Raw genomic sequence first — 26,139 nt, forward strand, 5'->3', positions numbered from 1 at the left:
GTATCGCCATTTCTCTTCAACTATTATAATAAGGCCTAAGAGGATTTATGACGGGGATAAAAAAAGGGGGGGATCTCATGAATGCAGATATCCTGCTCAGGTTAACTCCTATGACGGAAAAGGACGGCCAAGCGATCTGCGATTGGCGATATCCCGCTCCTTACGAGTTGTTCAGATGGCCTCCCTGGGAGACGATGGTGAAGCAAGGACGGGAATTCGGAGATGCGCGAATCCGTCTTGAGCAATACGTATCCGTACGAAATGCGGATGACGGTCAGCTGGTCGGTTATGTTCAGCTTTTTCCTATGGATAGGACATTGCGAATCGGAATGGGTCTGCGGCCGGATTGCTGCGATCGGGGCTGGGGGACAATCTTGACGGGGTTGGTCGTTGAAGAAGCGCTGCGTCGCCGACCAGGTTATGAGATTGATCTCGAGGTAGAGAAGTGGAACAAGCGAGCTATCCGTGTGTATGAGAAATCGGGCTTCGTCGTCACGGACGAATACGATCGCAGAGCTTCCCACGGGATCGTCGGCGTGTTGTGCATGGTATGGCATAACTAGTAATTGCTGCTCATAAAACTATAAAGAACAACCAAGAGTCAGCATGCTCCAGTCAGGCAGTTTCACCAGAAAAGGGTGCGATCACCCCATTAAGGAGGCTGTTTCTGAATGAAGGCGCTAAATGTCATTAGCCTGATTCTCGTTATCCTCGGTGGATTAAACTGGCTTGCCGTCGGCTTGTTCGAGTACGACGTCGTCAGCGAAATCTTCGGGGGCGCAGATGAAGTCGGCTCGCGCATCGTGTATACCGTCGTCGGTCTAGCGGCTCTCTACGCGCTGGCGCTACTCCCGAAAGTATCTAAGGACGACTAGAAAGAAGCCTTTTCGGCTGCGGGACCCTTACCTTTTGGCGGTATGCCGAGGTTGGTCTCGCGGTTTTTTTGTTTTGTTTTGTTTTGCTCTCTTCACCTCTCCGCCTTTCTAGCTCTCCCCTCTCCGTCTTTCTCGCTCTCCCCGCTCCGCCTTTCTCGCTCTCACCTCTCCGTCTTTCTCGCTCTCCCCTCTCCTTCTTTCTCACTCTCCTCCTCTCCGTCTTTCTCACTCTCCCCATTTCCGTCTTCCTCGCTCTCCCCTTTCCGTCTTTCTCGCTCTCCCCCTTTCCCTTTCTCGCTGAGCGAAGGGGATATCGTCAAAAAGGGATCACGGTGGGCGTATTTAGCTAATTTCCTTTGTTTATTCGGTACTGTTCAGCCGCGGCGGACGGAGTTAGTAAGGTTTTGTTACTATCTCGGTGCTGTTCGGTCGCGGCGGGCGGAGATAGTAAAGTTTTGTTACTATCTCGGTGCTGTTCGGTCGCGGTGGGCGGATATAGTAAAGTTTTATTACTATCTCGGTTCGATTCGACCGCGGCGAGCGGAGATAGTACGGTTTTGTTACTATCTCGGTTCGATTCGACCACGGCGGACGGAGAAAGTACGCTTTTGCTACTATCTCGGTTCGATTCGACCACGGCGGACGGAGATAGTTAAGCAGAGTTAGCTAAATCCCTTCCTTAGCTCCGCCATCCCCCCCTCTGAGCGAAGGGGATATCGTCAAAAGGCAGCTCTCCAGCTACAAAGAAAAAAGGCCGCCCACAGGTAATCGCTCACCCGCAGACAGCCCGTAAACACTATTCTCTAAACCGTACCGACCCCGCTGAATTGAGCCGCGCTCAACCGCGAGTATGTTCCGCCGGCCGCAATAAGCTCCTCGTGCTTACCTTGCTCCGCGATCCCGTCTTCCGTGACCACGACGATCCGGTCGGCATGCCTTACCGTTGCGAGGCGATGCGCGATAATGAGCGTCGTGCGATTGTGCGAGAGCTGCTCCAACGCCTGCTGGATCATCGTCTCCGTCTCGGTATCGAGCGCCGACGTCGCTTCGTCTAAGATGAGAATGGACGGATTCTTAAGGAAGATCCGCGCGATGGACAAGCGTTGCCGCTGCCCGCCCGACAGCTTCAGCCCCCGCTCCCCGATGAACGTGTCGAGCCCATCCGGCAATCCTTGCAGCATTCCCTCTAAATGGGCTTTGCGCGCGGCGTCCCAAATCTGCTCTTCCGTCGCGTCGAGGCGTCCGTAGGCAATATTTTCGCGAATCGTTCCGTTGAACAAAAAGACGTCCTGCTGCACGATCCCGATCTGATTGCGCAATGAATGCTGCGTCATTTTGCGAATGTCGATGCCGTCGATCGTCACCGCGCCGTCATCAATCTCGTAGAATCGCGGAATCAAGCTGCATAGCGTCGATTTACCCGCTCCCGACGGGCCGACGAGGGCAACCGTTTCTCCCGCGCGAATCTGCAAATCCACGCCTTTAAGCACGTGCGCATGGTTCTCGTAGCCGAAAGTCACGTTGCTGAACTCGATGTTCCCTTTCAGCTTCGGTGCTTCGATCGCATCTTCCGCGTCCTTGACGTCGGGCTCGGTATCCATAAGCTCGCAATACCTTCTGAAGCCGGCCATCCCCTTCGGATAGAGCTCTAGAAGGGCATTGATTTTCTCGATCGGCTTGAGGAAAATGTTAATGTACAGCAGGAACCCGACTAACTCGCCGTACGTGAGTTTCCCCTGATATGCATACCATGCGCCGAAAACGAGCACCACCAGCGTAATGAACCGCGTCAGCATGTAAATGCTCGAGGCGCTGAGGGATATCGTGAAATAGGAGCGAAGCTTCGCCAAGCGGAAGCCCTGGTTGTTTTTCGTGAACCGCTCCATTTCGAAGCTCTCGTTGCCGAAGGATTTTACGACGCGAATTCCGGAAACGCTATCTTCAACGCGCGCGTTCACGTCGGCGATCTGTTCGAACATCTGCGTGGCCGCTTTGTTCAGCTTCTGGTTGAAGTAAACGATAATCCAAGCGAGGAACGGGACGACGATAAACGTAATGCAAGCCAGCTCCCAATTCACCATGAACATGATGCCGAACACGCCTACAAGGGTCATAAGCGCAATGAACATATCCTCAGGACCATGATGGGCCATCTCTCCGAGATCGAAAAGGTCGTTGGTCATCCTGCTCATGATTTGTCCGGTTTTCGTATTGTCGAAGAAACGGAAGCTCAGCTTCTGGATATGCTGAAACAGGTTCTTGCGCATATCCGTTTCGATGTTAATGCCTAGCTTGTGTCCCCAATAAGCCACGACGAACTGCAATCCCATGCTGACGATATATAAGGCCAGTAAGCCGGCGCAGACCCAAGTAATGAGTCCCCAATTCCCGGTGGGAAGCAGCTTGTCGATCATCCATTGCACGCCTATAGGGAACCCGAGTTCCAATAAGGCAACCACAACCGCGCAGCTGAAGTCGAGCGTGAATAACCCTTTATAGGGACCATAGAAAGATAGAAAACGGCGAATCAAAGGTCTCACTCCCCTACATGAAGCACAACAACTTGTATTATAAACGATCGTACGCCTTAGCGGAATCGATGTCCAGAGAAGTTAATCCTCCGGAATTCCAGGTCGTGAGCCTCAGCGTCACCCGCTTGAAATCGATTCCGATGAACGGATGATGATTCATGTCCTCCGCGATATCGGCAACCTTGCCCACGAACACTACGGCATCCCGGAACGATCCGAACAGCCGCTTGCGAACCAGCCATTTGCCGTCCTCGATCTTCCATTCCGCGAGCTCCTGCAACCCTGCTTGAAGCTCCTCTTCATTGAACAACGGATGTTTGCTCATCGTAAGTCCCCTCCTCTAAGGTCTCCAATCGTTCAAGCGTCCCGTACTTACGCCGGTATCTCTCCAATAGCGCGATCCACGAGGGACCGAATGTCAGGATGAAGAACACGTTAGCGACGGCGTGTATGATCTCGAACGGAAGTCCGGTTACGTACTTGCCGACCACGGCTTCCCAAGAATGTGTCTGGACCCATTGGTCGAGGGCTAGCGTCACGTTCATGATCCAACCGAACAGAAATCCCCATGCCGCTCCGAAGAGCGACAACGGAAGCCGCCCGCGACGCCAACCGCTGCGATGCGCGAACAATCCCGCCGTATAGCCGGCCAACCCCCACGCGAACATCTGCCAAGGCGTCCACGGTCCTTGCCCCAGGAATAGATTGGATACGAGCGCCGACGCAGCGCCGACCATCCACCCCGCTTCCGCTCCGAAAACGACCCCGGAGACGATGACGACGAAGGTTACCGGCGTGAATCCGGGAAGCAGCGTGGCGAACGGGATTCGGCTCACCGTGGCGACCGCGGCCATGACCGCGATGAGCATGAGCTCGCGGGCTTTCCGCTCCCGGCGTTCGAAGCGAAGCAGGAAGGGGATAATCGAGAGCAGCACGAGCACGATTCCAATGAGCAGAGAGTTTCCCCTTTGCAGCGACAAGTAAGCCAGCGCGAGATAAGCGATCGCGATCGGAACGATGATCCATTTCACGGAGGGGAGTGACCGGCTCCTTCTCCTACTCTTACCACTCATCGGGATCCAGCCTCCCCAAGCGCGATCAGACGGTGCAAAGGCGTCGCGTAGAATAGGTTGCCTTGGAAAAAAGCCTCCGGCTCGCCGTCCGCGACGATCTCTCCATGGAAGAGAAGCGAGCATCGAGTGGCATACGCGGCGGCGAACTCTACGTCATGCGTCGCCATTAGCAAAGTAGTCCCTTGATCATGGATATGACGCAAGTGCTCGCCTAATCTCATTTTCGCCAGCGGATCCAGTCCTTTGGTCGGTTCGTCCAGCAATAGAAGGCGAGGTTTTCCCAGCAAAGTTATGGCCAGTGCCCCCAGCTGCTGCTCGCCCCCGCTCATGTCGTGAGGATGCCGGGATAAGAGATGAGCGATACCGAATCGTTCAGCCATCTTCCTCGCTTCCTGCTCCGGGTTGTCCGCCCCCGCCCGGCTCGCAGCTTGCATCAAATCCTCGCGCAGGCTATCGTACGCGAAGTGAAGGACCGGATTCTGCGCCAGATAACCGATCGCCGAGCAACGTTGCTTCGAGCTCATCCGCGCGAACGGCGTCCCCTCCCAATGGACGGAACCCCTCTGCGGGATACGAAGCCCGGCCAACAGCTGCAGCAAGGTAGACTTCCCGCTTCCGTTGCCGCCGAACAGAACCGCCCAGTCCCCGCGCCGGATTTGCCATTCCAAACCCATGAGCACGGCAGGCGAATGCTTATCATAAGCGTAAAATAATCCCCGCGCCGCAAGAAGCTCCCCTTCCGCAGTAGTAGAAGAGGTCTTCCCGCGGTCAACCGAATGGGCTGCCGACCGCGCATCCGACTTGCCGACCATTCCCGCCCGCTCCAACCACTTCCTGGCTTCCTTTACCGTGAGCGGCGGTTCGTCCGCCGCCGGCGTCATCTTGGGCGGAGCCAGCTCCAGCGCCCATCTCGTAATCGACGGGAGAGCGCTCGCCCAGTCCTCGTCCGAACGGTTCCACGCTTCCAGGGCAAATGCGCGCGAATCTCCCTCAAACAAGACCCTTCCATGCCCCATTCGCACGACCCGGTCGGCCAGCGGAAGCAATTCATCAATGCGGTGCTCGCTCATGATGACGGTGATGCCCCACTCCTCGTTCAGCCGCTTGATCATGCCGAGCAATTCCCGGGCGGCCAGCGGATCGAGCTGCGCGAGCGGCTCATCCAGAAGCAGCACCTTCGGCTGCAGCATCAGCACGGCCGCCAAGTTCACGGTTTGCTTCTGGCCTCCGGAGAGCTCGTCCGTCTTGCGGTCAAGCAGCGGCTCCAAGCCGAAGAAACCGGCCATCTCCGCCATCCGGCGACGCATGGCATCGCGCGGGATACCGAAGTTCTCCATCCCGAACGCCAGCTCATGCTCGACCGTGTCCACGACCAGCTGGTTGTCCGGATTCTGCATGACAAGACCGACATGAGCGGCAAGCTCGCGAGCCGGCCATTCCTGAAGCGGCACCTGGTCGAGCAGGATAGCGCCGCTCATTCTGCCGCCCGGAGACACTTCGCGCTTTAGCATCCTAAGCAACGTCGACTTCCCGCTGCCCGAAGGCCCGCATATCACGATGAATTCCCCCGGCTTAATGGATAGGGAAACGTCAGAGAGCGCAAGCGAAGCCTGTTCCGGATAGGCGAAAGTTACCTTCCGTAATTCGTAATGAGCCATGCCCTGCGATCCCTCCATTCCCATCCTAGCGGTAATAATAAATACCCTATATATGCGGCTAATGCCACTCCGTCACCCAGAGATAACGCGAACGATCCTAACCGCGGATAAATAACCATAAAGCCATGTCCGTTCCCCCAAGTGAGGAGCAATAAGGCAGAACAAGCCAATAGGCCCCCCATTGTCCCCCAGTCCCGCATGCGGAACCGGTAATCCAGGTACGAGCTGCGCGTCCCCGTTCCATAACCACGCGCCTGCATCGAATCCGCCGTCTGCAAGGCATCCTCCAGCGTCCAGGACAAGAGCGTGCCGATCAGTCGAGCGCCGTTTCGCGCCCTCTGCGCAATCGTTCCTTCCAGCACCGTGACACCGCGCGTCCGCTGGATAAGCATCAACTCCTGCATCCGGCGGCGCAGCCTCGGGACTAAGCCCATGGCCATCATGGCGATCAAAGCTGCTTTAGGAGAGATCCGCGTAAAGAGGTACAGAAACTTCTGCTCCGTCATGGTTAAGCGATAGGTCACGAAGAACGTCAGCACGTTCAGCATCGACATCGCTAGCGTCACGCCGTATATGACGGATTCGAGCGTAATCGGGATATCCCCTAAATAATACAACACCGTACGACCCCTGTGGGACAAAATAGGGTTCACCACGACGATCAGCACGATGCCGATCAGCATGGGGAGGCTCCATTTTCGCCATTCTCTACCGCCATCGAGGTGTACGTTAATGATTACCGCGGCCGCCCAACCCGCTAGTAGAATAAGGGGATGAAACAACAACATGCCGAAGGTTATCCCTCCGGCATAGTAAGTCCCTATTACGATAGGATGAAGCGAACGGAACCCGAAACCTTCCTTCATGATGCGGACTCCTTATCTTCCTTGGCCTCGTCATCTTCGGAGACGTAGAACCACTCCAAGCGATCGCCGGGCTTCAGCTTGTAAGTGCCCGCTCCGATGTCGGAGACGACGCCGTTGACGCGGAATTTCCAGCCGCTCGTCGGTCCATCGTCGAATTCGTACAGTCCATCGACGCCTTCCACGTAAGTCATCGCGCCGCTTCCGCGGATTTCAAAGGATAGGCGATGCGCTTTGGCTGCTCGTTTAAGCACGCTCGCAGCCGAATCCCCTTTGTCTAGGATGACGCTTTCCGCGGCAAGAATCGTTCCCCATTCGGCATTCCCCACTATAGATAAAGTGATGTAATCAACAGCAGGCGTCGCCGCCTCAGGTTCCGGTGATGGAGTCGCCTTCGGAGGTGAAGCCGGCGATAGCGATGGGGTTTGGGTTGGAGCTTCTTCGCCGTTCCCCGTTTCCATGGCCGGTTTCGAAGGTTCGGGGGAGGAAGAAGATGAGGGTTCGGTCGAAGCGCCTTCGCTGCTTGGCTGTTCCGGTGTGCTCACAGGTGTCTCGCTCGGCGACGTCGACGCGGATTCATTCGCCGTCGGTACAGGTGAGCTCATTGCCGTGCTGGTGGACTCCACTGCATTCTCACCTGAGCACCCTACGATCATTAGGCACAACGCGGCAACGAAAAGGTACGACACGATTTTCCTCATCTCTCTTCCCCCTTCCTACCTTATTTAGAAAAGCAATGAAAATCAACGTAATTCAACCAATACGGCACTATTAGAAATCAAAGTACGATCAATAACATCGCTGTTGAGTAAATTTCATGCCCCTTATTGTAATTCATACACCAACAGCGATGAAATACATCACTATCCATGTTCTAAAGTGGTAACTTCGCTTCAAATACAATACATAACATCGCTATCCATGCTTGGCTTCCAGAACTCTAACGACAATAACGGCCGCTTGCTCGCGGGAAAGCGATGCCTTCGGCGCGAACTTGCCTCCGTACGGAGTCATCCAGCCTTGCTGAATGACCGCCTGCACCGACGCCGTCGCGCTAACGCTGATCAGCTTCGCATCCATCAGCGCGACGGATTGCGTGGCTTTCAGCTTAAGCGCGCGCGTTAACAGGATCGCCGCTTGCTCTCTGGTGAGCGTCGCATCCGGCGCGAATTTGCTCGCGGACACGCCGCCCACCAGGCCAGCGCCTACCGCTGCGCCCACGTCCTTCGCGTACCACGCGTCGCTCGGAATATCTTTGAACGCCGTACCGCCGGCGCTTCCCTTCAAGCCCAGCGCGCGGGCCAGCGCCGAGACGAACTCCGCGCGGGTTACGGCCTGCTTCGGCTTGAACGAAGCCTTGCCATCCCCCACTCCTCGCAATAGCGGAGCCGCTCGGGAAATCTTCACGGCATCCTGCGCCCATGCCGCGACAGCGATCTGATCGGCATAGCTGCCTGCGATCGGCAAGGAGACAACCGCCCGCACGACGTTCGGAGCCGCGTCCTTCGCGTATCCCGTCACTTCCACGGTGTACAACCCTTCAGCCAATCCTTTCAACGCCGCTTGACCTTTGTCGTTCGTAACCGCCGTCGCTTTGCCTACGGTTACTTTAGCGCCGGCTACGGGCTTAGACGAATCGAATTCGTTCGTCGTCCAGTTCCATGCGCGGTTCGTGACCGTCACCTTGAAATCCTCGCCGGGTTTCGGCTGCGCGGGCGACACCGTAACCGGATCGGCTAGCTTAGTCGCATCTCCGCCGTAATAGACGACAACCTCGTCTCCGTCCTCCAGCAAGAACGTTCCTGCTCCTTCGGCGGGAATGACCCAAGAGCCGCCGCGTACGACCGCGAACAACCATCCGTCGTAACCGCCGTATTTGCCGGCCGCTACCCCGCCGATAGAGTTAATATATTTTCCATATGCGGAATCTTTGATTTCATTCGGAACGGCTTTGGCTTTGAGCAGCTGCTCCACCGCTTCCAGCGCCGTTCCGCCTTGCGCGTGTCCGGAAGCAAGCACTCCGGCGTCGCTTTCCACGCGAACGGATACTTTCTTCGTATACGAAGCTACTTCCAGCTTGGTCGCCCATGCGAGATAAGAAGGAGGCGCATCGCTGCGATAGCCGTCTACGGTCACCGTATAGGAGCCCGCTTTCAGTGCGGCAATATTCGCTTTGCCATCCTTATCCGTCTTAACCGTCTTTCCGCCAACCTTAACTTGGGCACCTTCTGCCGCGCTGACGACTACCTTGCCCGAATCCCAATCGAACGCTTCCTTCTCCACCGTCACGGAAACCGGCTGTCCCTCGCGCGGCGCGGAAGGCTCGAGCTTCACGGAGTGGATAAGCGTAGTCTCTCCGCCTCCATAGTACACGGACAGCTCATCTCCGGCTTGAAGCGCGAACGTGCCCATGCCTTCCCCGATCGTTACCCAAACCCCGTCGCGTTTGACCGCATACTGCCAGCCGTCGAATCCGCCGAACTTGCCGTTCTCAACGCCCGCGATCGCTTGAAGCAACGCTCCGAATTGCGGATGACGATCTACGTGATACGATATTTTTGCCGCATTCAGCACATTGACCAGAGCTTCGAGAGCGGTTTTCCCCGCTGCCGATCCACTCGCCACCGTTCCTGATGGGCCATTCACGATCACGCTCGTTTTCGCTGCCGCCGAAACGCCGGAATACAAGCCCGGAAGACCGTCCATCCAACGCTCTACGGCCGTTAACCCTAGCAACGCGTAGAAAGTCGATATCCCATCGGCCTTACCTGCCGCTAAATGCGAGAATTGTCCATCCGGCTGGCGGTATTCCAGCAATCTTGCCAAGGTGGACTTCCCGTTCTTCACGAATCGCGAATCGTTTGCCGGGTCAAGTCCAAGCGATGTCAGGGCGATAAGCACCTGTACGGAGCTTTCGCTAGTTTCCGCCGGATTGCCGAAGCCGCCCGTTTCCCGTTGAACGCCGGACAACCATGCTAAAGCGCCATCTATTATAGTAGATACTTCTTTGCGATCCTTGTAGCCCGCTAACGCGGTCAATACGATGGCCGTAACATCGACGTCGCTATTACCGCCGCCAAGCGACCAGCCGCCGTCCGTATTGCGATGGTCGACCAGCCACTTCACCAGATCGTCCCTCGACCAACGATCGTCTGCTCCCGGCACGTAGCTCGCCGCATCCAGCGCAAGCAAGGCGTAGGCCGGGGCATTCGGACCTTGCGCCGTTATTTTCTCGAAATTCGCGATCTTGCCGAGCAAGTCGACCTTGCCCGCTCCGACTTTACGCGCATCCCCGCCATTGGCGTTAACGGCTAGCGCTACTCTCGCGTAGTCCGTAACCAAGCGTAGGCTCCCGCCGTCCACGCTCTTATTGGCTTGAGGTAAATAACGGCTTCCCACCTGAAGTCCCGAACGGGCTAACCCGAAAGCGACCCAATCGCTCACCGGGTCCGCTTTGCCAAGAATGCCTTGAAGCTCGTTAACCGCTGCCCCCACTTGCTCCCTGGTCGGCGCGGCCGCCGCAGACTTCCCGCTATCCGTCTCCGTCGTTTCGGCTGCCTGTACGATACCCGCCCATGAGCCCAATACCAGTTGCAACGCCAATGCTAGTGTTAATCCGGCGCGCAGCCATGTTTTCAGCTTTCCAAACGCATTCGTTAATGCTTCCCCGTTCATCTTTCCACGCTCCTCCTCGAATGTCCCCGCCTCGCGGCGGAGTTACGCTTCCCATGCCGAGTGAAGGCAACAAAAAAACATCTCCCCGATTCGGAAGATGTTCGCGTGAGGGCCAGAGCCGATCTCGCTTTCGCGCGATGTCAAAGCTGCCTGAAGCCATGTTCAGGACTGCCTTTCTCCGCCGCGGTCGCTTATGAAGCCCATAAGCGATTCATCCGCGGATATGCCGCCACACCTCCCCTATTCCTCGTAGGTACCTTGGGTGTTTGTCGAAAACAGGTAGGTTTCCTGGCTCCTGGATCATCGCGCTTCGGGCCTTCCCGCAGCGTCTTCAGACGCTTGCAGTGGCATTGCCGAATGGCTCCCCATGGACAGTGGCGGGACCGCGCCGGTTTTGCACCGGACTTCCCTATTAAGCTCTCGCGAGCACCTGTTTTCCGCCGTATTCACTTGTGTAGACATCTTACCACGCGGTCTAGGGGCTGTCCATCCGCTAATGTTACCATTTCAGCGGTGCAAGACCGCGACACAACTAACCTTTCCGACTCTCTATCTCTGACGAATTTATGAAAAACGAGGATATCCTCTAAAGCTTTGGCAAGGATCTGTCGATAAACCTATTATCGTGTCGGTTGTGAGAGTAACTCCTGTCGCGTACATAACATTCTTCCATATGCCGGGGTGTACGATGAAAAATTCAACGATTATAGGCTTAGTTTTAGGGTTTGTCGCTCTTGTGTTCGGGATGTTCCTTAAAGGCGCTCCCATCGTTAGTCTGGTCAATAATCCGGCTGCTTACGTTATTATCCTCGTCGGTACTGCCGCGTCGGTCTTCATGGCGTTCCCCATGGCCGATTTAGCCAAAGTACCTAAGTTGTTCAAAATCATATTCAACGAGCCGAAGCTGCTCCCACGCCAGCAAGTCATTGGCATGTTCATGGAATGGGCGACCATTACCCGTCGCGAAGGCTTGCTCGCTCTTGAAGCCCGCGTCGACGAGATCGAAGATGCCTTCCTGAAAACCGGCATGCGCATGATCATCGACGGGAATGACCAAGATTTCGTGCGGGATGTCCTTCTCGAGGACATCTCGGCGACGGAAGAACGTCATCGCGGCGGCGCGCAAATTTTCTCCCAGGCGGGGATGTACGCCCCTACACTAGGGGTACTCGGAGCCGTTATCGGACTAATCGCCGCGCTCGGAAACCTAGCCGAGATGGAGAAGCTGGCCCATGCCGTTGCCGCTGCCTTTATCGCGACGCTTCTCGGTATCTTCACGGGTTACGTCCTGTGGCATCCTATCGCCAACAAGCTTAAGCGTCTCTCCAAGCGCGAGATCGATTTGAAGCTGATGATGGTCGAAGGCCTGCTTTCGATTCAATCCGGCGTATCCACAATCGCTATTCAACAGAAACTTCTTGTGTTCCTAACCCCGACCGAGCGGTTAGCGTTCTCTGAGAAGGAGGAAACGCAGCGTGAGCAGAAAACGGCATGAACCACATGAGGAGCACCCGGACGAATCGTGGCTCCTCCCCTATTCCGATCTCATGACGTTGTTGCTAGCCTTGTTCATCGTGTTATACGCTGCGAGCTCGGTCAACACGTCTAAATTCGAAGAAATGAGCAAAGCCTTCAAGACCGCTTTTAGTGCCGGAATTAGCGTTCTAGACAACGGAGGACTCACGGAAGACGACCAATTACGTCGTCGGACTCAAGAAGAGCTCGATAGGAAAGACGACGGCAGGAAGAAGAACCGGGAAGAGCTTAAGATGCAAGAACAGCAAAATCTAGAAGAACTGCTGCAGCAGTTGAACAAGTATATTGAGAAGAACGGCCTCTCCTCTCAATTGGAGACCCAGCTCAACCAATCGGAGCTTCTGATTACGATACGGGACAACGCGCTCTTCCCTTCCGGAAGCGCCAACGTCAAACAAGATTCGCAGAAGCTAGCCACGGCCATCGCGCAGATGCTGCATCAGTATCCGGGTTATGAGATCCTGGTTACCGGTCATACCGACAATCAGCCGATCAGCACTGCCGAGTTCCCATCCAACTGGGAGCTGAGCTCCAAACGCGCCGTAAACTTTATGAAGATCTTGTTGGAAAACAGCAATCTCGATCCGAAGCTATTCAGCTCCACCGCCTATGGCGAGTTCCGGCCCCTCGAGAGTAACAATACCGAAATAGGCCGCGCGGTTAACCGTCGCGTGGAAGTATCCATCCTTCGTAAATATGTAGAGATCACGGATGAGAGCCAACAAATCGCTCTCTCCGCCATCGCGAACGACAGCGGAAAAGAAGCCGGAGCTGCACAGCCTTAATCATGCAAAAAGGAACGTCAAGAGAGACTTCTCTCTCCGACGTTCCTTTTTCTCTATTCCGCCAACAGCTTCCCCTCGCACCCGGCTCCTCCGGAATATTAGCCGCGCGTATCATTGCATTTTCCCACCGATGCAATGGGATGGCCAGCTCGGCCCATGCAGCTTTCACGTTGATTGATCCTAACTTCCCCTTTCCCTCTCCATTCCACCATGCAGCGCCACATGGCCACGATATCTTGTCCGTAACGCGAGAGTCCCGGGGACGACCATTTTCCGTTCAAATCCTCCCAGCAGCTCGCCTTTCCCCTCCAACCCGAACGCTCGATAACCGCAATCTGACGCTCTGCTTTAATCATCCCCTGCGGCAAGGGCAACTCCGTGGCGAACGTATATAGGAGCTGCATTCGCTCTTCGACGAACGATTCCTCCGTCCATTGGTCAAGCAGTACCGGTGACCATATAAGCCCCGATCCTTCGATGGTCCAGCACCTGGTTTCATAGGCCGCTTGGCAGTAAGCCACGTCCCCTCGTACCCCGTACCGCTTCCCTAATCGCAAATATAACTCCGCAACTTCGGGTGCCCGCGGATTGCGTCTCCTTACGTAAGCACTCATCCGTTCCGCGGAACAGCTTGCCTCCCCTAACAAACTAAGCTTGCCCGTGGGTTCCAATTCGGGATGCCTTCGAAATACAATACCGACCGTTTCCATTTAAAAAGCCCCTTCCCTTTCGCCTCCCGCATGGTCTGTCCGATTCATTCTCTCTATTCTATTCCTCTTCTCACTCAGATTGACCTTATTTACCAACCTGATACAATTAAATGGACTTGTACCCACCGCAATGTATAAAATGTGCATAACTCTGTGGACAACCGGGCAGTTATCCACAAATTCATGCACAGCATGTTAACAACGAATACACGTTCGCTGGTAAGGAGTAGAAAAAATGACAATGACGGAAGACGAACATTGGATGAAAGAAGCTATTGGGCAGGCTCGTATTGCCGAATCTCTCGGGGAAGTTCCGATTGGCGCGGTTATCGTTCGAGATGGGGCTATCGTGGGGGCAGGATATAACCTGCGTGAGAAGGATCACGATCCAACGGCTCATGCGGAGATGATCGCCATCCGCCAAGCAAGCAATAATCTGCAGGCTTGGCGGTTATTAGGCTGCACCCTGTACGTAACTCTAGAGCCTTGTCCGATGTGTGCGGGCGCTATCTTGCAATCCCGTGTGGAACGCGTTGTCTATGGGGCTTCCGATCCGAAGGCGGGTTGCGTAGGTACGCTAATGGATTTACTGCAAGATTCCCGGTTTAACCATGTATCGCCTTGGACCTCAGGAGTACTTCGAGAGGAATGCTCGTCCTTGCTGACCGATTTCTTCCGTAGACTGAGAAGCCGGTAAGAGGGACATGTTGCATAGGCTAGACATTTTCCGGTATTCCGCTTCTTCCTTGCGTAAACGTTGAAGCTGAACGATGAGACGATCCGCTTCCTCACTAACCGCAACGATTTCCGGATCGGTCAGATTGCCCAGGTCGCTTGCCATTTCACAAAGACGACTTTGGAGCAATTGGAGGCGCTGTATAAGTTGTGAGGTCTCCAAGTGAGTCATCCGACTGCTCCTTCTTGAAATAATTCGTCATACTTTGTCATACAACTCAAACTATTCCTATTATAGGACAAAATTATCCATTTATTTGTAGAACCTTGTCGACAAACAACGTCATTATTCCATTTATTTTCCGACAAATATAGGTATTTGATCCTACTTCAATTTAAAAAGCATAAAAAAACAGCACCGATTCGATTCGGCACTGGCTTGATTGTTTAATAGACTGTTATGGCGGCCTCGAGAGGAATCGAACCTCCGGCCTGCGGTTTAGGAAACCGTCGCTCTATCCGCTGAGCTACGAGGCCACAGTAATAAATATTATACCACAATTCTTCCCTAGTACCAAGCAATAACCGCCGAATTTCGGGGCAAACGCATTCCAAGAACGAAAAGCGTTCGAACAAGGCTGTAACCATAAATAGTATGGCTACAACGCCCAATCGCCGCTTCATCCTAATACTAAAACCCCCGCCATTGGCGGGGGCTCTTGTATAGTTTCGTTGCTTATAGACCTTCATCCGTGGATTCAAGATCCATGCCTTCCAGACCTTCCATTCCGCCGAACATGCCGCCCAATTGCTCCTGCAGCTCTTCCATCGAGATAACGTCATCGCCTTTCGGCTCGCCGATCTCGAATTTTACTTCCTCGTTAATTCCAGTCATTTGGGAAACGACTTTAATGCCGAAGCTTCCGGTCAACTCTTCGGATTCGATGGCCGCATTAATCGTAGCATCCGTGTAAACCGGATATTCTTTCTTGTCGATACCTATGTTGGCTTTGATGTTGAGCGATTTAAGCTCTTTCTTCATTTCCGCCAAGCCTTCGGAGATCTCTCCGTCTTTCACTTCGCCAAGCTCTTTTTTCGCGGTATCGAGATCCTCTTGTTTCAGTTGAAGAAGATCGCGATATTCTTGATTGCTGGACAGAAGATCGATAACTTCCGGTGCGATCTTGTCGATAATCGTATTGATGAACGGCTCGAGTTGCGATTGGTCCATGTGGAATTGAACGACTTGATCCACATTGACGTCATCCGGCAAGCCTGCGTCTTTCACCTTAACAGCCGACAAATACTTCTCTTCTTCGACATGTTTAAAGACGATGGCCAATACGTCGTTTACCAATTTCTGCGACTTCCCTGCATCCATCTTAGGCAACGTCTGACCGGATTGCTTCGCAAGCTCTTCTAGGTCCAGTTCAATGAATTTACCGATAAGCTCTTCCGGAATCGGCAGCATCGGAATGTTAGGAACTTTAACCCATACCTTCTTATCCGTCATGACGATTGGAACGTTGAAAGTGACTGCAAGGTCGCCTTTCAATGCCAGTTGCAGGTTAATCTCCATCAACATCGGATCGATGCGATAAGCCCCGGTCCAAGATAGCTCCGCGCTTTTCAGCGTGTTTACTATTGCTGCCGCTTCGCTTTCGCTCAACTCGGCATCCGGGAAATTAAAGTCTTCGAACTTCATGCTGCCCTTAAAATTGTACGATTTCATATCAGATGATTTCGACATGGAATCCTGAAGCGCTTCTTTAGGTGATTTATCCTTCGTGCACCCGCTGAGCACAACAGAAACCGCCAATAGGATCGCTAGAATGATGACGCTGTATTTCGTTTTAAACAAGATGCAAAAACCCCTTCCAGATGGTATGAACTAAAAATCAAACAAAGTTCATTGTATCTTAATTCCGCATTCGCGAAAAGACTTTCTTTGTTAAAATTCTTCTAAATTCAGTAAAGTTTCGAAACTATTGTTAATGAATGTCTTTTTTCCGAAACCTTCCACCTTTTACATCATGTATATTGCCTACTGCCAGAAATGCTCCCGGATCAAGCTCGTTCACGATCGACTTTAGCTTCGCTTCTTCCAAACGGGTAATCACGCAGAAAATAACTTTCTTCTGATCTCCCGTATATCCGCCTTCGCCATGAAGCAACGTTACCCCGCGTCCTAATCGTGCCGTAATGGCATCTCCGATATCCTTGTAGTAGTCGCTAATGATCCAACAGGATTTGGACTCGTCGAAGCCTTCAATGGTCAGATCGATTACCTTAAACGCAATATAGTACGCAATCAAGGAAAACATCGCACGGTCCCAGGTATACACGAAACCCGCGCATCCGAGAATGAAGAAGTTGATGAACATGACCATCTGGCCGACAGAGAATGGGGATTTACGGTTAAGTAGAATCGCCACGATCTCCGTGCCGTCCAATGATCCCCCTGCACGGAGAACGATGCCCGTCCCCGCCCCCAAGAAAATTCCTCCGAACACTGCCGCTAGAAAAATATCATCCGTAAATGGTTGCACGGGATGCAAGAGGTAAGTGGAGATGGACAATACGATAACGCCTAGAAGAGTGGATAAAGCAAAGGTCTTGCCAATCGTACGATAACCTAGAATGAGAAAAGGGAGATTGAGGACGAGTAGGAATACACCGATTGGGAGACCCGATAAATAAGAGGACATGATGGAAATACCGGTAATGCCGCCGTCGATGATGGAGTTGTTTACGAGGAAAATTTCCAAAGCAACACCGACAAGAATGGCTCCTACTGTGATGAACAGGATGCGTCGAGCGATTTCCAAGGGGGTTAGCTTGTGATGGCGGATCGGTTTAGCGGGGCTAGGCGGTCCATGGGTTGTTACGTCTGTCATGAACAAGTCCTCCTTTATTAAGTTTCTTCCATTATACCAATCTAGATACTGGGGGTAAACCGATCAGCGTATGTATTTTCCTCAACATATAGAAAATCCCGGCTTATCGCCGGGACCGGATTGCACTGATTAACCTTCTCCGTTATTATGCCGCGTATGGTTGCGGCTCTTGACCTTCTTCGAACCGGAAAGCGGTTCGACCGGTTGTTGCTTAACCGTGGAATTGCGTGATCTGTGCTCGCTCGGCTGCGGCACGGACTGACTCTTAGGCTTACTCATAGCGTGAAAGCCTCCTTACGATTTGAAATGCTTTTGGTCCGGCGTTTTATCATGATTCAGCGCGTCCTGATGGCGGTGATCGTTCTTCTGCTGCTGAATTTGCTGAGCGTGATGGGAGTTGACCGGATTCTTGCCCAAGTCCTCTACCACATTACTTAGATTCTTATCCACGAAGCCGTTAGAATCGGACAATGGAAACGCCCCCTTCTTCTAGGAATGGGTATAATGATGCAAAGCTTGCGCGGTTTCATGCAGATGTCGCCGATAATCCGCGATCAATTCCTGCATGATGTCGGTACGTTCATCGACCGATTGTCCGTCCTTCTCGACGTCAGTCAGTTGGATGTCTATTTCCCGGCTATCGATATACTGAACGGCGAAATCGAACTCCAGACTCTGATGCCCCGCCGCCTTGATATGGACTCTGAGCGTACGGGCATCTGCTCCATCGGCTAATACCTCCGCTTTGTCGCCTCCAGTTAAACGCTCGGGCAGCGTTTGTTGCCAGGCTTCGGCTAGCTCGTCCTGAGGAACGTTCAGCTCGTCATTGCTTGACATCATGATCACCTCCACCTTCGTTAGGTTGACCCATTGTCATTTTCTTATTCGCAAGTATGAATGTCTTCTTATCCGCATAAAAAAACCGACCCTCTATCAGGACCGGTTTGCGTTGTATAAGTTATGGCGGAGAGGGTGGGATTCGAACCCACGTGGGCTTGCACCCTAACGGTTTTCAAGACCGCCCCGTTATGACCGCTTCGGTACCTCTCCACGATTGGCAGACGACTCACCGTGAAGGTTCGACCGATACTGCCAAATGATTATATCACATACGAGAGGTGATTTCAACTAGCGAGGAACAATAAAGTCGAGTCCGCCCATGTACGGTTTCAAAACCTCCGGCACTTTAATCGTGCCGTCCGCTTGCTGGTAATTCTCCATAATGGCGGCGACCGTACGTCCTAGAGCGAGACCGGATCCATTGAGAGTATGCACGAATTCCGGCTTTGCTCCGTTCTCCGGTCGATAGCGAATGCCCGCTCTGCGCGCTTGGAAATCCTCGAAGTTGGTACAAGAGGAAATCTCGCGGTAAGTTCCCGCGCTTGGCAGCCATACCTCAAGATCATAGGTCTTCGCCGAACCGAAGCCCATATCTCCGGTACATAGAGCCAATACCCTGTAAGGCAACTCGAGCAATTGCAGTACCCGTTCCGCGTGCCCCGTAAGCTGCTCCAATACCTCATATGATTTATCCGGAGCGACCAACTGCACGAGCTCTACCTTGTTGAATTGGTGCTGGCGAATCAAGCCGCGGGTATCGCGTCCGGATGCGCCGGCCTCCGAGCGGAAGCACGCGCTGAATGCCACGAAGGCTTTAGGCAACGCATCCGCGCTCAATATCTCTTCGCGGTGGAAATTCGTCACCGGAACCTCGGCTGTCGGAATGAGGAAGTAATCCGTGCCCTCGAGCTTGAACAGATCCTCGGCAAATTTAGGAAGCTGGGACGTGCCCACCAAGCTATCTCGATTCACGATATAGGGGGGAAGAATCTCTTCGTAATCATGCTTATCGGAATGAAGATCCATCATGAAGTTGATCAGAGCACGTTCAAGACGCGCGCCTAACCCCTTATAGAACACGAACCGCGAGCCTGTAACCTTGGCCGCCGCTTCGAAGTCCAATATTCCCAGCTCCGTACCTAACTCCCAGTGAGGTTTAGCATCGAATTCGAATGTCGCAGGTTCGCCAATAACGCGTAAGATGACGTTATCGTCCTCGGAAGCCCCTACCGGCACGCTCTCATGCGGAACATTGGGAATGGAAAGCAACAGGTTATCCATTTCCGCCTCGATCTCTCGAACTTCCTCGTCCAGAAGCTTGATTCGATCGTTAACATCGCGCATCTCTGCGATGAGATCGTCCGCGTTCTCGCCGTTCCTTTTCAGCTTGGCTACATCCTGCGAAACTACGTTACGACGGTTCTTGAGTTGCTCGCTCTCGGTAAGCTTCTCGCGACGGCTAATGTCGAGCCGAGGGAAAGCGGAGATCAGATCCAAAGAAGCGTTACGGTTGTTCAACGCTTGGGCGACTTTATCATAATCGCTGCGGAGCAGCTTAACGTCCAACATGAGGTTGTCCCCTTTCTTGGGCCATGCGAATGAATAGCCCATGCAGTCTGTAATCGTCGGTCAATTCCGGATGATAGGAGGAGGCTAACAAGTTCCCCTGCCGCGCCGTCACGATTTCACCCTGATAGACGGATAATACCTCCACCTTATCGCCGACTTCCTTAATGAGCGGAGCACGAATGAATACCGCGCGCAGAGGCGTCTCGATCCCTTTGACATCCAAGTCCGTCTCGAAGCTTTCCCGCTGTCGACCGAATGCGTTACGCGCTACCGTCATATCCATCAAGCCCAAATGCGGCTCTTCCGCGCCTTCGAGACGTTCGGCCAATACAATTAGCCCTGCACAAGTTCCGAACACGGGATTCCCCTTGCCGGCGTACTCTCGGATCGCTTCAATAAACCCGTATTTGCGCATTAGCTTGCCTATCGTCGTGCTTTCGCCCCCCGGTATGATTAGACCGTCAATCTCGGCAAGCTGCTCGACCTTCTTCACCGCGACGCCTTGTCCGCCTGCAAGTTCGATGCTCCGAATATGCTCGGCGACCGCCCCTTGCAGCGCCAATACTCCGATGTTCATTTGCCTTCCTTCTTCCCCGCTCTAATAATAAATCTCAAGCGGCCTCCTTCGGCATGTTGCTCTGCCGGATGGAAGCCGCTCGATGGTTAACCGCGTGTGACCAGCAAGTAGATATCGATCGGCTGTATTACAGTCCGCGATCTTGCATACGCTCGGAGGAATGCAGCTTGGAGATGTCGATTCCTTTCATCGCTTCGCCCAGATCCTTGGATACGCGTGCGATCAATGCATAGTCTTCATAGTGTGTCGTAGCTTCGACGATCGCGCGAGCGAATTTCTCGGGATTATCCGATTTGAAAATACCGGAACCAACGAATACGCCATCCGCGCCCAAATGCATCATTAATGCCGCATCCGAAGGAGTAGCCACTCCGCCTGCCGCGAAGTTAACGACCGGTAAACGACCGGAAGTGTGAACGTTCAGAAGCAAGTCGTAATTGACGCCGAGAATTTTAGCTTCATGGAATAGCTCGTCCTTGGACAGGTTTTGAATTCTGCGTACTTGTCCGGTAATAATCCTCATGTGACGGACCGCTTCGACGATATTGCCCGTTCCAGGCTCGCCTTTCGTCCGGAGCATGGATGCTCCTTCTTGAATCCGGCGCAGAGCTTCTCCTAGATCTTTAGCTCCGCATACGAACGGAACGGTGAACGACGATTTGTCGATGTGATACACTTCATCCGCCGGAGTAAGCACTTCGCTCTCATCGATGTAATCGACGCCGAGGGATTCCAATACTTTAGCCTCTACATAATGGCCAATTCTTGCTTTAGCCATAACGGGGATGCTAACGACTTTCATAACGTCCTCGACAAGCTCGGGGTTCGCCATACGCGCTACGCCGCCGGCTGCACGAATGTCGGATGGCACTCTTTCCAAAGCCATTACAGCCGTTGCTCCTGCTGCTTCAGCGATTTTAGCTTGCTCGGCGCTCATGACATCCATGATGACGCCGCCCTTTTGCATCTCTGCCATGCCGCGTTTCACTCTCGAAGTTCCCGTTTCCATGATTTTAAGCCTCCCGAAGATTCTAAACATAAATTTTACATGAAGATGGTGTATTAGACAACTATTTAAGTCGTTTAGAAAAGATCTACGATCCCCTGGAACAGACCCGAGAAAAAGTTGCCGATCGCGCGGAACATCAATCTCCACCAGCTGGCTTTGTTTACATCTTCAGAGGCAATGAGATCAATCGATATCGCTTTGTCTTCCTGTGTCGATGGATCTTTATATTTGTAAGTTACGGTACCCACCTTATCGCCAAGCTTGATTGGAGCGACAAGCGGATCCTGAGTGCTCTTCACTTCTTGAATGGCTGGTTCGACGGTTGTGCCCTTAGGAATCAATACGGTTATGTCCGTTGCTGTAACGACAGGCAATTTCGTGGATTTTCCCTTTTTAACCTTAAGGGTCTCATGACCTGGAACAACCGCTTTCGCTTGAATAACCGTCTTTTTCTCGAAATTGTTGAAACCATAATCGAACAATTTAGCGGTTTCCAAGAATCGTTTACCATCGTTCGTGCCGCCGGGAACACCCATAACGACCGCGATCAGGCGGGTGCCATTACGCAATGCCGTTCCCGTAAAACAGTTCCCCGCTTTACTGGTATGTCCCGTTTTTAAACCGTCTACGCCTTCGTATGCGAATTTCTTCAGGTTTGGATTATCCTTGTTGGAGCCGAGCATCCAGTTCCAGTTATCGATCGGTTTCTCGTCGCGTTCGCGGAACTTATACTTCTGGATTTTCGCGGTCTCGAGAAATTCGGGTTCTTCCTTAAGAATGTGATAAGCAAGAATAGCGGAATCCTTAGCGGACATCACCGTTTCCCCATCAATAGACGAAGGACGGAACTTCTCGGGCATATCCGCTCGGTCAAGGCCGGTGGAGTTTATGAAATGGGATTTTGTCATCCCCAGTTCCGCGGCGGTTTCGTTCATCATCTTCGCGAATTCTTCTTCGGATCCCCCAACGGTCACCGCAAGTTGAGTTGTTGCGTCATTAGCCGAGCCTACGGCCATGGCGATATATAATTCTTTTATCGTATGTTTATCGCCTTCCGCCAGGAAAATACGGCTTCCCACTTGCGAAGCAGCATTCTCGCCTACGCTGACCGTTTGGTCCCAGGTGATCTTTCCTTCCTTAACCGCTTTGGATACGAGATACTCCGTCATCATTTTCGACATGCTTGCCGGTGGTGCCGCGACATCCGCGTTTAATTGATATAGAATTTGACCGCTCTCGGCATCCATGAGAACTGCGGCTTTAGCATCGAGTTCAGGAGCGCCGGGTACCGCCGGAGCAGCGCTGGCCATAGAAGAAAGAATAAATAACGACAGAAAACTAAGTAGAACGACAACGGCGACGAACCGCTTCGTGATGAATGCTTTCGGTAGGGTCAATAGATGATGGCGATTCAACGCATTCTCTCCTTTTTTTCGATAAAATAGTTACGCCCTATTGTAACATAGGACCACCCAAGTATAAAACGGCAAGGAAAAAGCCGAAGGTCAGATTAGTACTGTCCCTCGGCTTCTCTTTAACGAAATCCAAATTGGATTTTACATAGAGTAATTCGGTGCTTCTTTCGTGATTTGCACGTCATGAGGATGGCTTTCGCGCAATCCCGCGCCGGTGATCCGCACGAATTGCGTATCGTTCTTCAGTTCTTCGATCGTTGAGGTTCCGCAATAGCCCATTCCTGAACGCAAACCGCCCATTAATTGGTGGATCGTATCTTTCAACGGACCTTTGTATGCGACCCGGCCTTCGATGCCTTCCGGAACGAGCTTGCTCTCGTTCTCTTGGAAGTAACGATCCTTGCTGCCTTCCTTCATCGCTCCTATGGAGCCCATTCCGCGATAAGACTTATATCGGCGGCCTTGATAGATCTCGGATTCGCCCGGGCTCTCTTCCGTACCCGCGAACAGGCTGCCGATCATAACGACGCTGGCACCGGCCGCGATGGCTTTGGTTACTTCTCCGGAGTATTTAATTCCGCCGTCCGCAATAATGGGAATATTATATTCGCGAGCTACCGTTGCGCAATCATAGATAGCGGTAACCTGCGGCACCCCTATACCGGCAACGATCCTCGTCGTACAGATCGATCCCGGACCGATACCGACCTTCACTACGGACGCGCCTGCTTCGATCAAATCCCGGGTCCCTTCGCCCGTCGCCACGTTGCCCGCGATAATCGTAAGCTCCGGATATTTATCCCGCAGCTTGCGAACCATCGACACGATGTCTATGTGATGGCCGTGAGCCGAGTCCACGACGAGTACGTCTATGCTTGCCTGAACTAATGCTTCCGCGCGTTCGAACGTATCCTTGGAAACGCCGACCGCCGCCCCGACCAGCAAGCGACCATGGCTGTCTTTGGCTGCGTTAGGGAACTGAATAGCTTTCTCGATATCCTTAATCGTAATGAGACCCTTTAGAGTATTCGTTTCATCCACGAGCGGCAGCTTCTCGATCTTATGCCGTTGCAGGATGCCTTCCGCTTGCTGCAACGTCGTTCCGACTGGAGCCGTTACCAGATTCTCGTGCGTCATGACGTCTTTGATTTTAATGGAATAATCATGCACGAAGCGCAAGTCCCTGTTGGTGAGAATTCCGACCAATTTACATTCGCCGTTCACGATAGGCACTCCCGAAATACGGTATTTGCCCATCAATTCCTCTGCATCGTAAACGTGATGTTCAGGCGTAAGGGAAAATGGATTCGTGATAACGCCGCTTTCGGAGCGCTTAACCCGATCTACCTCTTCTGCTTGCTGCGCTATCGACATGTTCTTGTGAATGACTCCAAGACCGCCCTCGCGAGCAATCGCGATCGCCAAAGCCGCCTCCGTGACCGTATCCATTCCCGCACTGATCAACGGTATGTTGAGCTTCACCGAAGGACTAAGCATCGTTGATACCTCTACGTCCCTTGGAAGAGTGGAAGATTTACTGGGAACGAGCAGCACGTCATCAAATGTAAGTCCTTCTTTGGCGAATTTCGTTTGCCACACAGCTAAAAACCTCCTTTGCCGGTTGCATATCCGGCTAATGTCTCCGATTGATTATCGTCAATCTTAGCAGAGGCGTCATGGGCTGTCAAGCACATTCGAAAGTCCCGAAACCCGCATAATATGGGCATTCTTTCCTTCCTTTTCCACTCGTTCAGGTGGTAAATTTGGGATATCGATTCGTTGAATTCCAGATCATGTAGGAGGTGAATCCCGCTATACGCGCCGCTCTGATTTGTTCGCGAATTTGTGCTTCACCATACTTCTGATGGGGATGAACCCATCCTGCGGTAAAACCCTGCAACCATGGCCGCACCTTAGCCGTCGCAATTCCTTTCTCGTTTAACTTGTGGTTATGCCTGACCGTATCTTTCAAAGCGTGTTTGATTATAGGTCCGGGACTCAGGTCGGGATTATCGATCCCCCACATCCCCTTAGAGTAGTGTGAAGGATAGACCATAGGAGAGATGACGTCGACCTCTTGGGCTATGAGATCCCACTTCTGCCCGATTCCCATATCATCATTGGAGGAGCCGACCATCCCGAATACGTCTGCCGAGATCCGTGCTCCGTGCTTGTGCGTACGTAGATTCGCTCGATGTAGAAATCTTCGGATCACGTCGCTTTTCGTCCAACCCTCCTCGTTAGCGTATGCGACCTCTTTGTCCACTTTGGATGCATTCTCGGGAAAACGTACGTAATCATACTGTATTTCATCAAACCCAAGCATCGCCGCTTGTTCAGCCAGGGCGAGCGGATATTGCCAAGCCTCCTGGCGGTACGGGTCTATCCATGGATTGCCGTTACGGTCCCTCCATACTTTCCCGTCCTTGCGTTTCAAAGTCCAGTCCGGAATCGCATTCGCCAGCTCGGGGTTCTTAAACGTTACGATCCGTGCGATCAGATAAATATGATGCTTTTTCAACTGATTGATCACTTGGCGAAAATGTTGAGCGGACTGCTTGTTCGACGGAGCGAGTTGGGTGTAGTCGGCCTTGTTTCCCGATTTTACTGGAGATATTAGGGTAACTCCGCTATTGATGTCCAGAACCATCGCATTAAGCTCGGTTTGATCCACGAGGTTGATTAATTCGTTAATCCTTTTGCTATTAGCGACATGGGAACTCACATAAATCGCCCGAATAGGCTTTGGAGTAGTCGTTAGCATCACTGGTTGGCTGTCTTCCACTGGCCCATTAATACGGTATATTGACTCCTTGGTAGCTGTTTTCGCATTTTCCTGTAGACTCTTCTGGGAAGGTTGGCCGTTCTTTTTTGAGCTCGATTCTGCCGTACATCCGGTTAACAAGACATGTAGAGCAAGTGATAGGAGGAACAACCGTTGCAGGATGTTCCTGATGTTATTCTTATGCATGTAAAATGACCTCCCGGATTCAGAGTAACGGTAGTGTTTGCATCGGGAGGAATTGCTTAGCGTCTGAGTTTATGGGAGACGAGGGGGATTATAGTCGGCGCGGTTTAATTTGTCAGATGTTCAAAACACAAAAAAGCACCCTATCACATAGGATGCTTGGAGTTTATACATAGAGAAGCTTACGCTGTCGTGCGATGAAATCGTCACGACCCGCAATGTTGCAAACAGCAATGCGTAGCATTGCGTTGCATACTTACGCCTTGAAAACTGGATGCGAAGCAAAGCTTAGAAGAAGTTGGTGAGTATCATTTGTCTTACAGTGTCATTCGTGACGACTACGTCGCACGTATCGCTTAGGATAAGCCCTCGACCGATTAGTACTCGTCAGCTGCACACGTTGCCGCGCTTCCACCCCGAGCCTATCAACCTGGTGTTCTTCCAGGGGTCTTACGAATTGGGAAATCTCATCTTGAGGCAGGC

Annotated in this window: 25 protein-coding genes, 2 tRNA genes, 1 rRNA gene and 1 riboswitch; of the genes, 5 read left to right on the forward strand and 23 right to left on the reverse strand. The window is 52.7% G+C overall.

The annotated features are described in order from the left end of the window. The first annotated feature begins 77 nt into the window (after positions 1-77). Positions 78-563 (forward strand): GNAT family N-acetyltransferase, encoded by a 486-nt coding sequence (locus tag E2980_RS17555; protein ID WP_240703077.1) that lies wholly within the window; start codon positions 78-80, stop codon positions 561-563. A 108-nt stretch (positions 564-671) separates the two neighbouring features. Next, a complete protein-coding gene (locus E2980_RS17560; RefSeq protein WP_135153532.1) occupies positions 672-875 on the forward strand; it encodes a DUF378 domain-containing protein in 204 nt (67 codons plus the stop codon). An 803-nt stretch (positions 876-1,678) separates the two neighbouring features. Here the strand turns inward: E2980_RS17560 and E2980_RS17565 are convergent. The 7 genes from E2980_RS17565 to E2980_RS17595 form a co-directional block, all read right to left on the reverse strand. Further along, positions 1,679-3,406, reverse strand: a complete 1,728-nt coding sequence (locus E2980_RS17565) for an ABC transporter ATP-binding protein (protein ID WP_135153533.1) — start codon at positions 3,404-3,406, stop codon at positions 1,679-1,681. Positions 3,407-3,443: 37 nt separating this feature from the next. Next, positions 3,444-3,731, reverse strand: a complete 288-nt coding sequence (locus E2980_RS17570; protein ID WP_135153534.1) for a 4a-hydroxytetrahydrobiopterin dehydratase — start codon at positions 3,729-3,731, stop codon at positions 3,444-3,446. Beyond that, entirely contained in the window at positions 3,706-4,479 is a 774-nt protein-coding gene (locus E2980_RS17575; protein WP_135153535.1) for an ECF transporter S component, read from the reverse strand. The genes E2980_RS17570 and E2980_RS17575 overlap by 26 nt, the downstream gene beginning before the upstream one ends. After that, entirely contained in the window at positions 4,476-6,137 is a 1,662-nt protein-coding gene (locus E2980_RS17580; RefSeq protein ID WP_167747170.1) for an ABC transporter ATP-binding protein, read from the reverse strand. The genes E2980_RS17575 and E2980_RS17580 overlap by 4 nt, the downstream gene beginning before the upstream one ends. Next, positions 6,110-7,003 (reverse strand): energy-coupling factor transporter transmembrane component T, encoded by an 894-nt coding sequence (locus E2980_RS17585; RefSeq protein ID WP_135153537.1) that lies wholly within the window; start codon positions 7,001-7,003, stop codon positions 6,110-6,112. The genes E2980_RS17580 and E2980_RS17585 overlap by 28 nt, the downstream gene beginning before the upstream one ends. Further along, on the reverse strand, positions 7,000-7,701 hold the full coding sequence (locus tag E2980_RS17590; RefSeq protein WP_135153538.1) for a DUF4430 domain-containing protein: 702 nt from the start codon (positions 7,699-7,701) through the stop codon (positions 7,000-7,002). The genes E2980_RS17585 and E2980_RS17590 overlap by 4 nt, the downstream gene beginning before the upstream one ends. 214 nt (positions 7,702-7,915) lie before the next feature. Further along, positions 7,916-10,675, reverse strand: coding sequence for an S-layer homology domain-containing protein (locus tag E2980_RS17595; RefSeq protein WP_135153539.1), 2,760 nt, complete (start codon positions 10,673-10,675; stop codon positions 7,916-7,918). A 261-nt stretch (positions 10,676-10,936) separates the two neighbouring features. Continuing rightward, a riboswitch (cobalamin riboswitch) is annotated at positions 10,937-11,124 on the reverse strand. Between the two features lie 239 nt (positions 11,125-11,363). On the opposite strand from E2980_RS17595, the gene motA reads away from it, so the two are divergent. Continuing rightward, on the forward strand, positions 11,364-12,170 hold the full coding sequence (motA, locus tag E2980_RS17600) for a flagellar motor stator protein MotA (protein ID WP_135153540.1): 807 nt from the start codon (positions 11,364-11,366) through the stop codon (positions 12,168-12,170). Then, on the forward strand, positions 12,151-12,996 hold the full coding sequence (locus tag E2980_RS17605; protein ID WP_135153541.1) for a flagellar motor protein MotB: 846 nt from the start codon (positions 12,151-12,153) through the stop codon (positions 12,994-12,996). The genes motA and E2980_RS17605 overlap by 20 nt, the downstream gene beginning before the upstream one ends. Positions 12,997-13,094: 98 nt before the next feature. Here the strand turns inward: E2980_RS17605 and E2980_RS17610 are convergent, their stop codons facing one another. Continuing rightward, complete coding sequence (locus E2980_RS17610) at positions 13,095-13,706, reverse strand: glucosaminidase domain-containing protein (RefSeq protein WP_135153542.1); 612 nt, start codon at positions 13,704-13,706, stop codon at positions 13,095-13,097. Positions 13,707-13,947: 241 nt separating this feature from the next. Between E2980_RS17610 and tadA the strand changes: the two genes are divergently transcribed. Then, positions 13,948-14,403 carry a tRNA adenosine(34) deaminase TadA gene (tadA, locus tag E2980_RS17615; protein WP_420808659.1) on the forward strand — a complete coding sequence of 152 codons (456 nt, stop codon included), beginning with the start codon at positions 13,948-13,950 and terminating at the stop codon, positions 14,401-14,403. Here tadA and E2980_RS17620 read toward each other — a convergent pair. From E2980_RS17620 to E2980_RS17685, 15 genes are all read right to left on the reverse strand, one after another. Next, positions 14,335-14,613, reverse strand: coding sequence for an aspartyl-phosphate phosphatase Spo0E family protein (locus tag E2980_RS17620; protein WP_135153544.1), 279 nt, complete (start codon positions 14,611-14,613; stop codon positions 14,335-14,337). The two genes, tadA and E2980_RS17620, sit on opposite strands and share 69 nt — an antisense overlap. A gap of 229 nt (positions 14,614-14,842) precedes the next feature. Continuing rightward, positions 14,843-14,918 (reverse strand) — tRNA-Arg (locus E2980_RS17625). A 199-nt stretch (positions 14,919-15,117) separates the two neighbouring features. Further along, the gene (locus E2980_RS17630) at positions 15,118-16,242 is read right to left on the reverse strand and encodes a hypothetical protein (RefSeq protein ID WP_135153545.1); all 1,125 of its coding nucleotides are present in this window, start codon (positions 16,240-16,242) and stop codon (positions 15,118-15,120) included. A 130-nt stretch (positions 16,243-16,372) separates the two neighbouring features. Further along, positions 16,373-17,278 (reverse strand): YitT family protein, encoded by a 906-nt coding sequence (locus tag E2980_RS17635; RefSeq protein ID WP_135153546.1) that lies wholly within the window; start codon positions 17,276-17,278, stop codon positions 16,373-16,375. A gap of 129 nt (positions 17,279-17,407) precedes the next feature. Then, the gene (locus E2980_RS17640) at positions 17,408-17,557 is read right to left on the reverse strand and encodes a small acid-soluble spore protein P (RefSeq protein WP_135153547.1); all 150 of its coding nucleotides are present in this window, start codon (positions 17,555-17,557) and stop codon (positions 17,408-17,410) included. Positions 17,558-17,572: 15 nt separating this feature from the next. Continuing rightward, on the reverse strand, positions 17,573-17,749 hold the full coding sequence (locus tag E2980_RS24310) for a hypothetical protein (protein WP_167747171.1): 177 nt from the start codon (positions 17,747-17,749) through the stop codon (positions 17,573-17,575). A gap of 18 nt (positions 17,750-17,767) precedes the next feature. After that, entirely contained in the window at positions 17,768-18,115 is a 348-nt protein-coding gene (locus E2980_RS17645; protein ID WP_205699990.1) for a hypothetical protein, read from the reverse strand. Between the two features lie 124 nt (positions 18,116-18,239). Beyond that, positions 18,240-18,328: transfer RNA gene (locus tag E2980_RS17650), tRNA-Ser, on the reverse strand. 78 nt (positions 18,329-18,406) lie between these two features. Then, positions 18,407-19,687 (reverse strand): serine--tRNA ligase, encoded by a 1,281-nt coding sequence (gene serS / locus E2980_RS17655; RefSeq protein WP_135153549.1) that lies wholly within the window; start codon positions 19,685-19,687, stop codon positions 18,407-18,409. Continuing rightward, a complete protein-coding gene (gene pdxT, locus E2980_RS17660) occupies positions 19,674-20,264 on the reverse strand; it encodes a pyridoxal 5'-phosphate synthase glutaminase subunit PdxT (RefSeq protein ID WP_135153550.1) in 591 nt (196 codons plus the stop codon). Before pdxT ends, serS begins: the two co-directional genes overlap by 14 nt. 127 nt (positions 20,265-20,391) lie before the next feature. Continuing rightward, positions 20,392-21,276, reverse strand: coding sequence for a pyridoxal 5'-phosphate synthase lyase subunit PdxS (gene pdxS / locus E2980_RS17665; RefSeq protein WP_205699991.1), 885 nt, complete (start codon positions 21,274-21,276; stop codon positions 20,392-20,394). 71 nt (positions 21,277-21,347) lie between these two features. Further along, entirely contained in the window at positions 21,348-22,688 is a 1,341-nt protein-coding gene (locus E2980_RS17670; protein ID WP_240703078.1) for a D-alanyl-D-alanine carboxypeptidase family protein, read from the reverse strand. Positions 22,689-22,829: 141 nt separating this feature from the next. Beyond that, on the reverse strand, positions 22,830-24,287 hold the full coding sequence (guaB, locus tag E2980_RS17675; RefSeq protein ID WP_135153552.1) for an IMP dehydrogenase: 1,458 nt from the start codon (positions 24,285-24,287) through the stop codon (positions 22,830-22,832). Between the two features lie 151 nt (positions 24,288-24,438). Beyond that, a complete protein-coding gene (locus tag E2980_RS17680; protein WP_135153553.1) occupies positions 24,439-25,659 on the reverse strand; it encodes a putative glycoside hydrolase in 1,221 nt (406 codons plus the stop codon). 354 nt (positions 25,660-26,013) lie between these two features. Further along, positions 26,014-26,139, reverse strand: a 23S ribosomal RNA gene (locus E2980_RS17685); the annotation flags it as partial.

This window comes from Cohnella luojiensis (genome assembly GCF_004564235.1).
GTDB lineage: Bacteria > Bacillota > Bacilli > Paenibacillales > Paenibacillaceae > Cohnella > Cohnella luojiensis.

Excerpts from the sequence above, each read along its gene's own strand:
- E2980_RS17555 (WP_240703077.1), top strand. The coding sequence starts at position 78 with ATGAATGCAGATATCCTGCTCAGGTTAACTCCTATGACGGAAAAGGAC.
- E2980_RS17620 (WP_135153544.1), bottom strand. The coding sequence starts at position 14,613 with ATGACTCACTTGGAGACCTCACAACTTATACAGCGCCTCCAATTGCTC.
- E2980_RS17635 (WP_135153546.1), bottom strand. The coding sequence starts at position 17,278 with ATGACAGACGTAACAACCCATGGACCGCCTAGCCCCGCTAAACCGATC.
- E2980_RS17640 (WP_135153547.1), bottom strand. The coding sequence starts at position 17,557 with ATGAGTAAGCCTAAGAGTCAGTCCGTGCCGCAGCCGAGCGAGCACAGA.
- E2980_RS17560 (WP_135153532.1), top strand. The coding sequence starts at position 672 with ATGAAGGCGCTAAATGTCATTAGCCTGATTCTCGTTATCCTCGGTGGA.
- E2980_RS17590 (WP_135153538.1), bottom strand. The coding sequence starts at position 7,701 with ATGAGGAAAATCGTGTCGTACCTTTTCGTTGCCGCGTTGTGCCTAATG.
- E2980_RS17575 (WP_135153535.1), bottom strand. The coding sequence starts at position 4,479 with ATGAGTGGTAAGAGTAGGAGAAGGAGCCGGTCACTCCCCTCCGTGAAA.
- motA (WP_135153540.1), top strand. The coding sequence starts at position 11,364 with ATGAAAAATTCAACGATTATAGGCTTAGTTTTAGGGTTTGTCGCTCTT.
- E2980_RS17580 (WP_167747170.1), bottom strand. The coding sequence starts at position 6,137 with ATGGCTCATTACGAATTACGGAAGGTAACTTTCGCCTATCCGGAACAG.
- E2980_RS17680 (WP_135153553.1), bottom strand. The coding sequence starts at position 25,659 with ATGCATAAGAATAACATCAGGAACATCCTGCAACGGTTGTTCCTCCTA.
- E2980_RS17570 (WP_135153534.1), bottom strand. The coding sequence starts at position 3,731 with ATGAGCAAACATCCGTTGTTCAATGAAGAGGAGCTTCAAGCAGGGTTG.
- pdxT (WP_135153550.1), bottom strand. The coding sequence starts at position 20,264 with ATGAACATCGGAGTATTGGCGCTGCAAGGGGCGGTCGCCGAGCATATT.
- E2980_RS17645 (WP_205699990.1), bottom strand. The coding sequence starts at position 18,115 with ATGTCAAGCAATGACGAGCTGAACGTTCCTCAGGACGAGCTAGCCGAA.
- E2980_RS17595 (WP_135153539.1), bottom strand. The coding sequence starts at position 10,675 with ATGAACGGGGAAGCATTAACGAATGCGTTTGGAAAGCTGAAAACATGG.
- tadA (WP_420808659.1), top strand. The coding sequence starts at position 13,948 with ATGACGGAAGACGAACATTGGATGAAAGAAGCTATTGGGCAGGCTCGT.
- E2980_RS17610 (WP_135153542.1), bottom strand. The coding sequence starts at position 13,706 with ATGGAAACGGTCGGTATTGTATTTCGAAGGCATCCCGAATTGGAACCC.
- serS (WP_135153549.1), bottom strand. The coding sequence starts at position 19,687 with ATGTTGGACGTTAAGCTGCTCCGCAGCGATTATGATAAAGTCGCCCAA.
- E2980_RS17585 (WP_135153537.1), bottom strand. The coding sequence starts at position 7,003 with ATGAAGGAAGGTTTCGGGTTCCGTTCGCTTCATCCTATCGTAATAGGG.